10 protein-coding genes are annotated in these 14,832 nt (G+C 70.2%); 4 read left to right on the top strand and 6 right to left on the bottom strand.

What is annotated here, in order from left to right; genetic code table 11:
• From AB0I88_RS25485 to AB0I88_RS25465, 5 genes are all read right to left on the bottom strand, one after another.
• The coding region (locus AB0I88_RS25485) for a BTAD domain-containing putative transcriptional regulator (protein ID WP_361029359.1) at window positions 1–1,885 on the bottom strand (1,885 nt) is incomplete at its 3' end.
• Window positions 1,886–2,172: 287 nt separating this feature from the next.
• Window positions 2,173–3,318 carry an SGNH/GDSL hydrolase family protein gene (locus tag AB0I88_RS25480; RefSeq protein ID WP_361029356.1) on the bottom strand — a complete coding sequence of 382 codons (1,146 nt, stop codon included), beginning with the start codon at window positions 3,316–3,318 and terminating at the stop codon, window positions 2,173–2,175.
• 298 nt (window positions 3,319–3,616) lie between these two features.
• A complete protein-coding gene (locus AB0I88_RS25475) occupies window positions 3,617–4,723 on the bottom strand; it encodes a lytic polysaccharide monooxygenase (RefSeq protein ID WP_361029353.1) in 1,107 nt (368 codons plus the stop codon).
• Window positions 4,724–4,725: 2 nt separating this feature from the next.
• Window positions 4,726–7,635: a glycoside hydrolase family 48 protein gene (locus tag AB0I88_RS25470; protein ID WP_361029436.1), complete on the bottom strand. Its 2,910-nt coding sequence runs from the start codon at window positions 7,633–7,635 to the stop codon at window positions 4,726–4,728.
• 70 nt (window positions 7,636–7,705) lie between these two features.
• Entirely contained in the window at window positions 7,706–8,122 is a 417-nt protein-coding gene (locus AB0I88_RS25465; protein WP_361029350.1) for a hypothetical protein, read from the bottom strand.
• 319 nt (window positions 8,123–8,441) lie between these two features.
• Between AB0I88_RS25465 and AB0I88_RS25460 the strand changes: the two genes are divergently transcribed.
• The 4 genes from AB0I88_RS25460 to AB0I88_RS25445 all read left to right on the top strand — a co-directional run bounded on the left by AB0I88_RS25460 (window position 8,442) and on the right by AB0I88_RS25445 (window position 13,578).
• Window positions 8,442–9,806 carry a UDP-glucose/GDP-mannose dehydrogenase family protein gene (locus AB0I88_RS25460; RefSeq protein WP_361029347.1) on the top strand — a complete coding sequence of 455 codons (1,365 nt, stop codon included), beginning with the start codon at window positions 8,442–8,444 and terminating at the stop codon, window positions 9,804–9,806.
• A gap of 392 nt (window positions 9,807–10,198) precedes the next feature.
• Window positions 10,199–11,569, top strand: a complete 1,371-nt coding sequence (locus AB0I88_RS25455) for an ABC transporter substrate-binding protein (RefSeq protein ID WP_361029344.1) — start codon at window positions 10,199–10,201, stop codon at window positions 11,567–11,569.
• Between the two features lie 117 nt (window positions 11,570–11,686).
• Window positions 11,687–12,664 (top strand): sugar ABC transporter permease, encoded by a 978-nt coding sequence (locus tag AB0I88_RS25450; protein WP_361029341.1) that lies wholly within the window; start codon window positions 11,687–11,689, stop codon window positions 12,662–12,664.
• On the top strand, window positions 12,664–13,578 hold the full coding sequence (locus AB0I88_RS25445; RefSeq protein WP_361029338.1) for a carbohydrate ABC transporter permease: 915 nt from the start codon (window positions 12,664–12,666) through the stop codon (window positions 13,576–13,578). The genes AB0I88_RS25450 and AB0I88_RS25445 overlap by 1 nt, the downstream gene beginning before the upstream one ends.
• Window positions 13,579–13,748: 170 nt before the next feature.
• Here the strand turns inward: AB0I88_RS25445 and AB0I88_RS25440 are convergent, their stop codons facing one another.
• Window positions 13,749–14,768 carry an aldo/keto reductase gene (locus AB0I88_RS25440; protein WP_361029335.1) on the bottom strand — a complete coding sequence of 340 codons (1,020 nt, stop codon included), beginning with the start codon at window positions 14,766–14,768 and terminating at the stop codon, window positions 13,749–13,751.
• Window positions 14,769–14,832: the final 64 nt, after the last annotated feature.

Genomic DNA, 14,832 nt, shown 5'->3' with positions numbered 1-14,832 from the left:
GACCGGCGCTCCCATGACCCGCGCCGTCGTGACCCGCGCCGTCGTGACCGGCGCTCCCATGACCCGCGCCGTCGTGACCCGCACCGTCGTGACCGGCGCTCCCATGACCCGCGCCGTCGTGACCCGCACCGTCGTGACCGGCCAGGGATCGCGCCGCGGCCGCGGAGATGTCCGGGCCGGGGTTGGCGCCGAGCAGCCGGAACAGTCGGGCGGCGGCCGGGCTGAGCGCCCGGTACGACCAGGAGAACACGGTCCGCGTGTCGGTCTCGTCGTCACCGGCGGAGCCGAGTCCGTCCAGCCGGGAGGCGGCGATCTCGGCGGCGAGCTCGCCGAGCGGCTGCCCGGCCCGCATGGCGGCCCGGGCGGCCACCGTGACCAGGGCGAGCGGCAGCCCGGCGGTGGCCGTGACCAGGGCGGCCACCGTGCACGGCTCGGCGGCGAGGCGGCCCGCCCCGAGCCGGCCGGCGAGCAGTTCACCGGCCGGTCCGGGATCGAGGGCGTCCAGCGGCACGGGTATGGCGCCGTGTGAGGCGACCAGCCCGGTCAGCCGGTCCCGGCTGGTGACCAGGACGACGCAGTCGCCGGCGCCGGGCAGCAGCGGGCGCACGTGACCGGCGTCGCGGGCGTTGTCGAGCACCAGCAGGATCCGGCGGCCGGCCAGGATGCTGCGCAGCAGCCCGGTCCGGGCGTCGAGCCCGGCCGGGACGGGCCGGTCCGGGGCGAGCGCCACGAGCAGGTTGCGGGCCGCCTCCTCGGGGCTCATCACGCCGCCGCGGTCGAAGCCGCGCAGGTTGAGGTAGAGCTGGCCGTCCGGGAAGCGGTGCCGGGCGCGGTGACCCCAGTGCACGGCGAGCGCGGATTTGCCGACGCCGGGCGGGCCGGTGACCGCCGCGACGCGCGGCCGCCGGCCGCGCCCGGCGCCGTCGTCCGCGGGCCCCGGCCCGTCTGCGCCGGGCACGTTTCGTGGGCCGTCGGACAGGGCGCGGTCGAGTTCGCCGAGTTCGCCGCGGCGGCCGGTGAAGGCGATGGCGTCGGCGGGCAGTTGGGCCGGGGTGCCGGGGCGCGGCCGCGTGGTGGCCGGGGCGCCGGGCCGCGGCCGGATGGTGGCCGGGGTCGCCGGGGTGGCCGGCACGACCGTCTCGCCGCGCAGGATGCGGGTGTGCAGGCCGGTGAGCTCGGGTCCGGGTTCGGTGCCGAGTTCCTCGGCGATGGCGTCGCGGGCCCGGGCGAACGCCTCCAGCGCCTGCGCCGGACGTCCGGCCGCGGTCAGCGCCTCCATCAGCACCGCGGCCAGGCTCTCCACGGTGGGGTGTTCGGCGGCGTGCGGGCCGAGGCGTTCGGCGACCTCCTCGGCCCGGCCCAGGCGCAGCCCGCAGCGGCCGGTCCGGGCGATCATGTCGAGGCGTTCCCGGGCCAGGGCGTAGCGGACCCGGGCGGCCCAGGCGCCGGGCACCCCGGCGAGGGCTTCGGGACCCCAGTCGTCGAGGGCGGTGAGCATCAGCCGGGCGGCCTGCCCGTGGTCACCGGCCTCCTCGGCGGCCCGGGCCTCGAACACCCGACGGCGGGCGACGTGCAGGTCGACCTCACCGGGTTCGCACTCGATCAGGTAGCCGCCGGCGGTGTAACGGATCGCGCCGGCGCCGGGGACCTGGTCGAGGACGCGGCGCAGTCGGGTGGCGTACGGCGCCAGCGGGGTGACCGAGCGCGGCGGGGTGTCGCCCCAGATCCGGTCGACGAGGGTGCCGGCCGGAACCACCTGGCGCGGGGTCATCAGCAGGGAGGCGAGCAGGCAGCGCTGTTTGCCGGGTCCGAGGTCGACGGGTTCCGCGCCGGGTGCGGCTCTCTCGTCGTGCAGCCGCATCGGCCCCAGCAACCGCCAGCGCATTCCGTTGTTCCCCCGTGAAGCTCCCCCGCCCGTACCGTGAACGATTGCCGAAGTGCAAGGATTTTGCAAACGTGCCTCGGCACCATGGTCCAGCGTCCACGAGGATCACGGGGGGTCGTGGGCGCTGGACCGTCCGTGGGGGGCGACGCCGGGGGCGGCCGCCGGGTTCTGTCGCGTGGATCGCGTGGGAGCGAGGCGGGGTTCAGGCGTCGAACACCGCCTGGGCCACGCCGCCGCCTCGCATGATCCGCGCGACAGAGCCCGGTGGAGCCGCCCCCGGTCCCCGGTCAGCCGGCGAAGAGGTTCAGCGGCACGGCCGTGCCCAGCGCGGCGGTGCCCTCGTCGTTGGGGTGCAGCCCGTCCCCGCAGTCGTAGCGGGGGTTCAGGCGCCGCGGGTTCCGCGGGTCGCGCATCACCGCGTCGAAATCGATCACCGCGTCGTACTCTCCGCCGCCCCGGATCCACGCGTTGAGCTGGTCGCGGGTCCGCCGGTTGGCCGGGGTGTCGTAGCGTCTCGACGAGCCGCCGAACGGCAGCAGGGTGCCGCCGATCACCCGCAGCCCGGCGGCCCGGGACCGGGCGATCAGCTCCCGGTGTCCGGCGATCATCTCGGCCGCGCCGCGCGCCGGCGGGTTGGCCAGGTCGTTCACGCCGATCAGGGTGATCACGTATCCCACACCCGGGTGGGTGAGCACGTCCCGGTCGAAGCGCCGGACGGCGGCCGCGCCGATGGAGGCCTTCTCGTCCGCGCTGCCGGTCGGGTCCTCGTAGCCGAACAGCAGCCGGTTGCCGCTGAGCCCGACGTTGAGCACACCGCGGGACAGCCCTTCGGCGCGCAGCCGGGCGGCCAACAGGTCGGGCCAGCGGTGGTTGGCGTTGCCGGTGGTCCTGACGCCGGTGGTGATCGAGTCGCCGAGAGCGACGATCGCCGAGGTGTTCCGGACCGCGCGGATGCTGACGCCGGTCAGCCACAGGTACCGGGTGATGGTCCGGCCGGGGCCCGGGTCGGACCGTCCGGTGGCGTCGCCGGCGACGACCAGATGCTGCTGCATCGCGCGGGGGCTGACGGTGCCGGTCCGGGTGCGTTCCGGCAGGTAGAGGCTGATCACCAGGTCGGCGCCGGCCGTCACGACCAGGTCGGCGGGGTCGCTGACCAGTGCCTGCCCGGGCGCGAGGACGGTGGCCGTCGCGCCGTTGAAGGTGAGCGGCCGGTCGCTGCCGGGGATCGTGGCGGTGGAGGCCCCGCTGCCGGCGCGCACCCCGATCCGGGCGGCGCCGACGCGTACCGGCTCGGCGCCGTACTCGTTGGACAGGGTGACCTGCGGGAGATCGCCGCCCACGCTGACGTGGACGACCTGCCTCACCGTCTGGTCGCCGAGGGTTTGTATCTTGTCCGCCGGGACAGCGGTGGGCGCCGCCGCCCACGTGCCCACCCGTGGGGGCTCCCGGTTTGGGCCGGCCCCCTGCCCGGCGGCGCCGGGCGTGGCCACCACGAGGGCCGCGCCGCCGCCGGCGAGCAACAGGCCGCGGCGCGTGAGCGCGCGTCCGGCCGTGAGCCGGCCGGCTGGACCGGGTGGGTCTTCCTCACCCGATCGACCTAAAAGAGAGCTTTTCTTCGTTATGCGGGTAACGTACGGAAATCGTCGGTGACCCGTCAAGCTGCCTCCGGAGGTACGGCGCCCCCGGCGGCGCGACCTGCGTCACACTGCCGGGGGAACCGTCACCGGGGCGTCAGCCCGTGGTGCAGGTCAGGTTCTGGACCTGCGGCGCGGCTGTGCCGGTGGCCAGGAACCCGAAGGTGACGTGGCCGTTCGCCGGGACGCTCGCGTTCCAGCTCTCGTTGGTCACCGACACCAGGGATCCACTGGTGGTGGACTTGCCGCTCCACACCTGGGCGATCTTCTGATCGCCGGGGAACGTCCAGGAGACGTTCCAGCCGTTCACCGCCGCCGTGCCGGCGTGCACCATGATCTCGCCCTGGAAGCCTCCGCTCCACGCCGAGACGACGCTGTACATGCCGGAGCAGGCGCTCGTTCCGCCGCCCGGGTTGCTGGTGCTGGGCGACGGGCTCACCGAGGTGCTCGGGGACGGGCTGGCCGGGATGCTCGGTGACGGGCTGGTGGTGCCCCCGCCGCCGATTCCGGTGACCTCGCCGTTGCCGCCGTCGAAGACCACGTCCGAGCAGCCGTAGAAGGTCTCCTGGCTGTCCGAACGGGACCACACCGAGTAGACGACGTGCTGACCGGTCTTGCCGGCCGGCAGGGTCCCGTTCCAGTAGTAGTGGCCGTCGTCGGTGCCCGGGCCGCCGTTCGACGCCGGGTTGGTCACCCGGTCGAACGGGGTGGGCTCGAGGTCGTCCCAGCCGAGCGGCTGACTCGGGTCGTACCCGTCCTTGGTGATGTAGAGCGAGAACGTACCCGGGTGCTTGGCCCAGTTGTTGTACTTGAACTGGACGTTCGCGCCGGAGGTGAGGTGGGTCAGCGGCCAGTCGGTACGGGCCAGGTTGAACCCGCTGAAGTTGTACGGCCCACCGGTCCCGCCGCTGCACAGCTGCCCGTCCGGGATGAACCCGGTGGTCCGGCCGGCCCCGTCGGAGCGGAGCACCGCGAACCAGTTGTACAGCGAGTTGGTGCCGCTCTGGGCGACCGCCGCGGCGCAGGCCGCGTTCTTGGGCTCGATCGCGCCGGTGTTCGGGTTGCGGCCGTCCTGGTAGCACAGCCAGGTGCGGCTGCCGGGCATCTGGATCGCCCCGTGTGCCTGGGCCGGGCCGCTGGGCAGGGCCAGGATCCCGGCCGCGGCCGCGAACAGGGCCACCGCGGCGAATCTGAACAGTCTCATCGTCACCCCTGGGGGAAGAGCCGGGCGTAGTCGGCGTAGCCGGTGGCGACGTCGACCTGGGCCCAGAACCGGTGGTAGTTGAACGTCGGGGCGGGACCGCCCTTGAGGTAGGCGTCGACCTTCGGGAAGTCCGGGTCACTGCGGTAGAAGGAGCGGATGTCCAGGAACGAGACGCCCGGCTTGATGACGTCGCCGTTGGGCATCTCGCCGGTCCAGCCCGGCGGGATGTAGATGCCCTGGCCGGTGGTGGCGTCGTAGACGTCGTCCATCCGGTTGTAGTCGGCCCGGGTCTCGGTCACCGACACGCCCTTGTCGTCCTTGTACGCCCAGATCGCGTCGAGCAGCCCCTTGGCCGCCGTCTTGGCCTGCGTGTTGCCGGACTTGGCCGCGTAGTAGGTGAGCACCTTGGCGAACGAGCCGGCCACACCCAGGTCCTGGCCGTGGCTGGTGACCTCGACGTGCAGGTTGGTGTTCGCCGCCGGGCTGGACGGGTTCCAGGTGGCCGGCGCGCCCGACCAGGCCAGGTCGGACGGGATCGAGAAGGTGCCGGCCCCGATCGTGGTGTTGGCCAGCGCCCACGGCACCCACTTGTCGAGGATGGCCTTGGCCTTGGCGTTGCCGGTCACGTAGTACAGCTCGGCGAGCCGCTCCAGCGACCAGGTCTGCATGCCGAACCAGCGGTTGGACGGCGGGTCGGCGTAGACCGGCGCCTCGACGTACGCCAGACCGTAGAACGTCGGGACGTTCGCGGGCCGGGCCGAGTAGTTGCCGTTCCAGCTGTTGGTCGCGCCGCCGGCGATGGCGCCCTCGGACGACTGCAGCCACTGGTAGAACTCCAGCTGCCGGTCGAGGCTGGCCTGCCAGTCCGCCTTCGCGGTCGGCGACTTCGGGTTGAAGGCGCTGACGTTGGACAGGATGTACGCGGCCATCGGGTTCTGGTAGCCGAAGTGGCTGGTGCTGGAGCCGATGCGCCACGCCCAGCCGGCGTTGGTGTCGTACGCCCCGCCCCACGCGTAGTACCAGGACATCAGGTTGCTGGAGGCGTTCTTGCCGGTGCCCGCGGCACACGAGGTGGAGGCGCAGCCGGGCTGCTTGAAGTACTTGTCGTAGAACGAGTACCGCAGGTAGTCACCCATCTTGGCGGCGTTCGCGACGGCCGTCGAGATCTGCGACTGCTTGCCCTGCTCGGTGGCCCACTGCAGGGCCCAGTAGGCGACCTGCACGACGCGGGCGTCGGCGTCCGGCGCGTTGGTGTACTTCCACTGCTTGGCGTAGGACGAGTCCTTGGTGAACAGGTCCAGGTAGCCGTTCGGGCCGCCGTGGGCGAACGTGTCGCAGGACGGCTGCGGCACGGTCTCGAACGTCGACTCCTGCGGACCGCGCTGGAACGTGTTGATGTACGCGACCCGGGTGGTGCCGTCACCGCAGCGGCCGAAGCCGTAGGTGTTGTCGACGTCCAGCAGCCAGTGCATGCCGTAGATGTCGTCGGTGCCGTACGCCGCTCTCAGTTCGGCGGCCAGCGGGTCGGTGCCGACCGAGACGCCGGTGTCGAGCTGGGACGGGTACTGCGACGGCGAGGGGTATTCGGCCGCGTACGTCGCCGGTTTGGCCGGGTTGTAGTTGGCGTTGGTCGGCTGGTCGGCGTGCGACGGGATGATGTACTTCTCCATCGTCGCCCAGGCGCTGTTGAACGGCGCCCAGTCGCCGGTGACCTGCCCGTGCTCGGCCTCCAGCCACAGCCAGTAGCTGAACGCCTCGCTGGTGGTCTCGTGGCCGTGGTCGGGCGCCTCGTCGATCAGCGTCTCCACCGAGTGGTAGGGCACGCCCTCCGGGCTGAAGTAGCCGTTCGCCGGGTTCTTCAGGTCGTTGTAGAGCTGCGTGAACCGGGCGTCGACCGAGCCTTCCTCGACCACCGTGACGCCGAGCTGCGCCGCCGTGTAGCCGGTGGAGGTGGCCGAGATGGTGGCGGTGGCGCCGATCGCCGCCGAGGCGGACGCGGCGACCGTGACGGCCTGGCCGGTGTTCCAGTTGGACGGGGTGAAGGTGAGCGTCGCCGGGGTGGCGGTCACCGCGGTGGACCCGGCGCTGCGGGCCACGGCCACCGTGACGTTCGCGGTCGGCGCCTTGCTCAGCGCGATCTTGAACGAGCCGCTCGCGCCGGGGTTGATCGCCAGCGAGGTGGCGTCGGCGACGATCGCCGGGGTGGTGGCCGCGTCGACGAAGACCGGCACGTCGGCGGTGTTGCTCTTGATGCCGGCGTTGTCGTAGGCGATCGCCTGGAGGTGGTAGGCGGCGCTCTGCGCCGGAACGCCGTCCCAGGTGTACGCGTACGGCGCGCTCGTGTCGGTGCCCAGCAGCAGGCCGTCGTGGTAGAACTCGACCTTGCTGATGGTCTGGCCCGCAGCCGCCGTGGCGGTGGCCGCGACCGGGATGGACGCGGGCGCCGTGTAGCGGGTGCCGGCGGCCGGGCTGCTGATCGCCACGGTCGGCGCGTTCGCCGTCTGGTTGCAGGCCGTGCCGTTGAGGGTGAACGCGGTGGGCACCGGGTTCGCCGAGCCGAAGGTGCCGTTGAAGCCGGTGCCCACGGTCGCGTTGGTGGCCAGCGAGCCGTTCCAGGCGGCGTTGCCGACGGTGACGTGCCGGCCGGTCTGGCTGTAGACGCCGCTCCAGCCCTGCACCGCCTTCTGGGCCGCGTCCGGGAAGTCGAACTCGAGCTTCCACGTGGACAGCGGGTCACCGGTGTTCTTGATCTGGATGTCGCCGGTGAAGCCGCCGGGCCACTGGCTCTGCACCTTGTAGACGACCGTGCAGCCGGCCGCGGCATAGGCCGGGGCGCCGGCCGCGAGGACCGCTCCGGCGCCGAGAACGGCGACGCCGGTGACGGCCAGCCTGCGTCGCAGGCGTTGTCTCAATGGACTCACGGGGGATGTTCCTCTCCGCCGGGTTTGCGGGCGGCGTCTGGGAAGCCGCCCGGGAGCCGGCCTACGGGGTGGTGGAACAGGTGATCGGGGACGGGACGGGATCGGTGGTGCCGGTGGTGCCGCCGGGGAGTCCGAACAGGGTGGACGCCCCGGACGCGAGGGGGCCGTGGTAGCCGGCGGTCACGGCCGTGACCGCGGCGCCGCCCCACCGGGGCCCGTTTCCGCCCTCGGCGGCGAAATAGACGTTCCGGTGGTTCCGCGGGTCGGCCGCGAGCCGTTCGCGGCCGGGCGTTCTGCCGCCGACCGTGAACGGCGGGGCGGTCCGCTGCCCGGCGTCTCTCTCACCGGTGCAGCGCGGGACGGTGCCGTTGCCGGGGTCCCGGCCGTTGTTTTGCCAGGTGCGGGGCTCGGTGAGGGCGGCCGGGGCTAAGTTCGGGCCGGGCGCGGCGGCGACCACGCCTCCGGGGGACCTTCGCATACGGAGCCCTTCCATAGACACATGTGAGTGGGAGCGCTCCCAGCAGCGTCGTTCGCCGTCATCTTCCTGTCAAGAGCCGGAAACTTTCGGCCGGTCTCCTCGCGCTCCGGGTTCGGCTCGCGGCGGAGCGGGAACACCAGGGGCATGAAGGCCACATTCAGTGACAAAAGTCAGGCGTAAAGGATGTGTATCATTCGGCCGGAACACGCAGGTCGGTGCCATCGGCGGCACCGGCCGGCCGGCTCCGACGAGAGGTCGGTAAGCCACGTCCCCGATACGTGGCGTGACCGCGGACCGGCATAGCGGCGGAGGAGATTGCATGAAGGTTTGCGTTGTCGGTACCGGCTATGTCGGCCTTACCACGGGCGTCAGCCTGGCGTTCCTCGGGCATGAGGTCACCTGTGTCGACCTGGATCAGGCCAAGGTCGACATGCTGCGCGGTGGCAAGTGCCCGATCTACGAACCCGGCATGGAGGACCTGCTCGCCGAAGCGGCACAGAACCTCACGTTCACGACGTCGTACGAGGAGGCCGTGCCCCACGCCGACGTGGTCTTCGTGGCGGTGCAGACGCCGTCGGCCGCGGACGGCAGCCCGGACCTGCGGTACCTTCGCGGCGCCGCGGAGAGCGTGGCGCACGCGCTGAACCACGACTTCACCGTGGTCGTCAACAAGTCCACCGTGCCGATCGGCAGTGGCAACTGGGTCGACGCCATCCTGCGTGACTCGTTCGCCACCCGTGAGGACCGGCCGGCGGGCGTCGAGTTCGCGGTCGCGTCGAACCCCGAGTTCCTGCGCGAGGGCAACGCCATCGCGGACACCCTCTACCCGGACCGGATCGTCATCGGCTCGGACAACCCGCGCAGCCTCGAGGTGCTGAACCGCCTCTACCGGCCGATCATCAACCAGACCTTCACGCCGCCGACCTTCCTGCCCCGCCCGGAGGACTCCAACGCGGTGCCGCTGGTCTCCACCGACCTGGCCTCCGCCGAGCTGATCAAGTACGCGGCGAACGCGTTCCTGGCCCTGAAGATCAGTTACGCGAACGAGATCGGCCAGCTCGCCGCCAAGGTCGGCGCGGACATCACCGAGGTCGCCCGCGGCATGGGCCTGGACCAGCGGATCGGTTCCCGGTTCCTGCAGCCCGGCGTGGGCTGGGGTGGCTCCTGCTTCGGCAAGGACACCAAGGCGCTGATCGCCACCGCGTCCGAGTACAACCTCGAGATGCCGATCGTGAAGGCGGCCCGCGAGGTCAACACCCGGCAGCGCGCCATCGCGGTCGAGCGGCTCCAGGACGAGCTGCGCATCCTGAAGGGCCGCAAGATCGGCCTGCTCGGGCTGGCGTTCAAGCCGAACACCGACGACCTGCGGGACGCCCCGGCACTGGACATCGCGAACTCGCTGCTGGCCCGCGGCGCCCGGGTGAAGCTGCACGACCCGGTGGCGGCCGAGCGGTTCCGCACCGAGCAGCCGGAGCTGGCGCCGTACCTGAGCGAGACGATCGACGGCCTGTTCGCCGACTGCGACGCGGTCGTGCTGGTCACCGAGTGGGCTCAGTACCTGGAGCTGGACTGGTCGAAGTTCGTCGGCCTGATGCGCAATCCGGTGGTGCTCGACGGCCGGCACGTCCTGGACCCCGAACGCATGCGGCGGATGGGTTACAAGTACCTCGCCGTCGCCCGCTAGACGAAGGCGTACGTCAGTACGCCGGTAACCGCCGTGACGCCTCCGGGCATCACGGCGGTTATCTTTTTGGGACTGTGGACCCGGGTCTGACCGGCCATAGCCACTTGACGCGGAAGCCGGTTACCCCGAACGCCAACAAAACCGACTCATCCAGCGGTATGGTCCGCTTAAATACGGAAAAGTCCTGACGGGAAAAGCCGACGAGAGATAGGCTCTTCCGCCAATCACCTTAACCGGTTAAGGTGCCGATGGGTCGCAGCGATATCGTTACCGACTCGATCGCGCTGAAATCATTGCGCAACTTGCTGGTTACCTCTTGACTGTTGGTCAAGAAGCGCTTCGGACGGCGGCGTCGTCAGACGCCGGAGGCGCTATATGACATAGGGAGCGGTATGTTCGTTCAACGTGGGAGTTCGCGGTCCCGAGTCGCACTCGCCGGCGCCCTCAGCGTGGGCCTGGTCTTCGGCCTCAGCGCCTGTGGCGACAGTGACGAATCCGAAAACGGCGCCAGCACCGGCGCGTCGGCGGCGGCCATCGACTGCTCGCCCTACGCGGCGTTCGGTGACCTGAAGGGCAAGACGGTCTCGATCTACACCGGCATCGTCACCCCCGAGGACACCCCGCACAAGGAGTCCTACAAGCCATTCGAGCAGTGCACCGGCGTCACGGTGAAGTACGAGGGCGACAAGGCCTTCGAGACGCAGATCCTGGTCCGCGCCGAGGCCGGCAACCCGCCGGACGTCGCGTTCGTGCCGCAGCCGGGTCTGCTGCAGAACCTGGTGAAGACCGGCAAGGCCGTCGAGGCTCCGGCCGAGACCGCCGCCAACGTCGACAAGTTCTTCGGCGCCGACTGGAAGGCGTACGGCACGGTCGACGGCAAGTTCTACGCCGCGCCGCTGGGCGCCAACGTGAAGTCCCTGGTGTGGTACTCGCCCAAGGAGTTCAAGGACAAGGGCTACGCGGAGCCCACCACCCTCGACGAGCTCAAGGCGCTGAGCGACAAGATCGTCGCGGACGGCGGCAAGCCGTGGTGTGCCGGCATCAGCTCCGGTGAGGCGACCGGCTGGCCGCTCACCGACTGGATGGAGGACTTCATGCTCCGCCTCTCCGGGGCGGAGACCTACGACAAGTGGGTCAAGCACGAGGTCCCCTTCAACGGCCCCGAGGCCACCGCCGCCCTGGACGAGGTGGGCGCTTACCTCAAGAACGACAAGTACGTGAACGGCGGCCTCGGCGACGTCAAGAGCATCGCCGGCACCACCTTCCAGGACGCGGGTCTGCCGATCCTCGAGGGCCAGTGCTCGCTGCACCGCCAGGCCAGCTTCTACGCGGCCAACTTCCCGGCCGGCACCAAGGTGGCCAAGGACGGCGACATCTACGCCTTCTACCTGCCGGGCAAGGACGCCACCACCAAGCCGGTCCTCGGCGGCGGTGAGTTCGTCCTGGCGTTCGCGGACCGTCCGGAGGTCAAGGCCTTCCAGACCTACCTGTCCAGCGACGTGTGGGCGAACACCAAGGCCAAGGTCTCCTCGGGCTGGGTCTCCGCCAACAAGGGTCTCGACCCGGCGAACCTGACCAACCCGATCGACCAGCTCTCGGCCGGCATCCTGCAGGACCCGAAGGCGCAGTTCCGCTTCGACGGTTCGGACATGATGCCGGGTGCGGTCGGCTCCAACTCGTTCTGGAAGCAGACGACGGCGTGGATCACCGGCCAGGACACCAAGACCACCCTCACCAACATCGAGAACTCTTGGCCCAAGTGACGAACTAGCAGCACTGGGGCCGGCCGGGGGTTCATACCCGGCCGGCCCTGGCGGTTCGCCGATTTTTCCTCTTCACTCAACCTCTCACTTGGACCAAGCCAAGGAGGAACGGGCCGCGTGTTCACCACCGCCTCCACCACCTCAGACAAGATCCTGCAGATGTTCGCAGCGATCCTGTTGTTCGCCGCTGTCGTCGGCCTGATCCTGTTCGCAGCCAGCCGGGTCTCCGGTAAACGCGACCGTGCGGTCGCCGCGCTCTATCTCCTCCCGACCGTGCTGATGCTCAGCGTCGGGCTGCTCTACCCCGGTGTTCGCACCATCTACCAGTCGTTCTTCGACGCCTCGCTGAGCAACTTCATCGGCCTGGACAACTACACCAAGATCTTCACCGACGCCGAGCAGCTGATCATCCTGCGGAACACGGCGTTCTGGGTGCTGGTCACCCCGTTCGCGGCGACCGCCATCGGCCTGCTCTACGCCATCCTGGTCGACAAGGCCCGGATGGAGTCGTTCGCCAAGGCGCTGATCTTCCTGCCGATGTCGATCTCGTTCGTCGCGGCGTCGGTGATCTGGAAGTTCATGTACGAGTACCGCCCCGACCAGCGCAACGTCGAGCAGATCGGCCTGGTCAACCAGGTCATCGTCTGGCTCGGTGGCGAGCCGGTGCAGTTGCTGATCGAGTCGCCGCTGAACACCTTCCTGCTGATCGTGGTCATGATCTGGATCCAGGCGGGCTTCGCGATGACCGTGCTGTCGGCCGCCATCAAGGCGATCCCGGACGACATCATCGAGGCCGCCCGTCTCGACGGCGTCGGCCCGCTGGGCATGTTCCGGTTCGTCACGCTGCCGGCGATCCGCCCGGCGGTCGTGGTCGTGCTGACCACCATCGCGATCGGCACCCTGAAGGTCTTCGACATCGTCCAGACCATGACCGGTGGCCGGTTCGACACGAACGTGATCGCCAACGAGTTCTACAGCCAGAGCTTCCGCAGCAACGACAAGGGCCTCGGCTCGGCGCTCGCGGTGGTGCTGTTCGTCCTCGTGATCCCGATCGTCGTGTACAACATCCGCCAGCTTCGCCGTTCGGAGGCGTGATGACCACCGCAGCTCCTCTCACCACCACGCCGGTGTCGACGACGGAGGCCAAGAAGCTGTCCGCCGCGGCGACCGCGAAGAGGCGGCTCACCTCGCCGTGGGCGTCGCTCGCCGCGGTCGTTCTGGCCGTGCTCTGGACGATCCCCACCTTCGGCCTGCTCATCTCCTCGTTCCGGCCGGAGATGGCGATCAAGCGGACCGGCTGGTGGACGTTCTTCTCCGACCCCGAAGTCACGCTGGACAACTACCGGGCGGTCTTCGACGACGGCGGCATCAACCTGGCCGACTTCTTCCTGAACTCGCTGGTCATCACCATCCCCTCGGTGGTGATCCCGCTGTGCCTGGCGTCGCTGGCCGCCTACGCGTTCGCGTGGATGAACTTCCCCGGCAAGAACTTCCTGTTCATCGCGATCTTCGCGCTGCAGATCGTTCCGCTCCAGGTCACCCTGGTGCCGCTGCTGCAGCTCTACGTGAAGGCCGACCTGGCCAACACGTTCTGGACGCTGTGGTTGTCGCACTCCACGTTCGCGCTGCCGCTGGCGATCTACCTGCTGCACAACTTCATCAAGGAGGTTCCGGCCAGCCTCATCGAGGCCGCCCGGATCGACGGCGCGGGTCACGTAGCGATCTTCTTCCGGGTGCTGTTCCCGCTGCTCACGCCGGCTCTGGCCGCGTTCGGCATCTTCCAGTTCCTCTGGGTGTGGAACGACCTGCTGATCTCGCTGACGTTCGCCGGCTCGCCGGAGATCTCACCGATGACGGTGCAGCTGTCCAACCTGAGCGGCACCCGTGGCACGGCCTGGCACCTGCTCTCGGCCGGCGCCTTCGTGTCGATCGTCGTGCCGGTGACGGTGTTCCTCCTGCTCCAGCGCTACTTCGTCCGCGGTCTGCTCGCGGGCAGCGTCAAGGGCTGATCTCTCCGCAAGACCCCGAAGGCCGCACTCTCCGCGCGAGGGTGCGGCCTTCAACCTTTCTCCGGTACGGGGAGAAGCGCCCCCCAAACGCACGTTGGCCGTTCCCGGAGCTCCCCGCGACGGTCTGCCGGGCCGGGCCCGCGACGCGGCCGCCGGGCTGTGCTGCCACCTCAGCGTCGGCGCAGCGCCGATTCGAGCAGGGCCGGCGGGGTGTCGAACTTCTCGTGCGCGGCCAGGTCGGTGCCGGGAGCGACGATCGCGTCGATCGCGTCCAGCACGTCCGCCGGAAGCACCGTGTCCGCGGCGGCGAGCTGCGACTCCAGGTGCCCCATGGTGCGCGGGCCGATGATCGCGCCGGTCACCGCCGGGTGCGCGGTGACGAACCCGAGAGCCAACTGGATCATCGTGAGCCCGGCCTCGTCGGCGACCACGGCGAGCCGTTCGACGGCGTCCATCCGCGCCCGGTTGGACGCGATGGTGAGGTCGAAGCGTTCGGGCAGGACCGCCGAGCGGTTCGTGGTGATCTCCCGTCCGGCCCGGACCGCCCCGGACAGCCAGCCCGAGGCGAGCGGGCTCCACGCCAGCACGCCCATCCCGTACTCCTGGGTGGCCGGGAGGACGTGGGCCTCGATGCCGCGCTGGAGGATGGAGTAGCTGGGCTGCTCGGTGACGTAGCGGCTCAGACGGTGCTCCCGGGCCGCCCACTGGGCCTGCACGATCCGGTACGCCGGGAACGTCGACGACCCGAAGTAGCGGATCTTCCCGGCCCGCTGCAGGTCGGTCAGCGCGGACAGGGTCTCCTCGTCGCCGGTCGCCGGATCCCACCGGTGCATCTGGTACAGGTCGACGTGGTCGACGCCGAGGCGGCGCAGGCTGTCGTGGAGCGCCGTGTAGAGCCAGCGGCGCGACGAACCCCGGTGATTGGGCTTCTCGCTCATCGGCATGACCGCCTTCGTGGCCAACACGATGTCGTCGCGGCGGCCGGCGATGGCCTTGCCGACCATCTCCTCCGACTGGCCGTCGCTGTACCGGTCGGCGGTGTCGATCAGGTTGATCCCGGCATCGAGAGCGGCACCGACCATGGCGTCGGCGTCCCGTTGTGTGGTGTCACCGATCCGGCCGAAGTTCATGGCGCCGAGCACGAGCGTGCTGACCTGCACACCGGTACGGCCGAGGGTGCGGTACTGCATGGCGGTCTCCTCAGGTAACGTGGGCGGAAACGGAACCGCGTTCCGTTAAACAACATACGGAACC

Origin of the sequence: Actinoplanes sp. NPDC049802, from assembly GCF_040656595.1 — a bacterium.
Taxonomy (GTDB): Bacteria; Actinomycetota; Actinomycetes; order Mycobacteriales; family Micromonosporaceae; genus Actinoplanes.
This window is presented reverse-complemented; position numbering and strand designations above follow the sequence as displayed.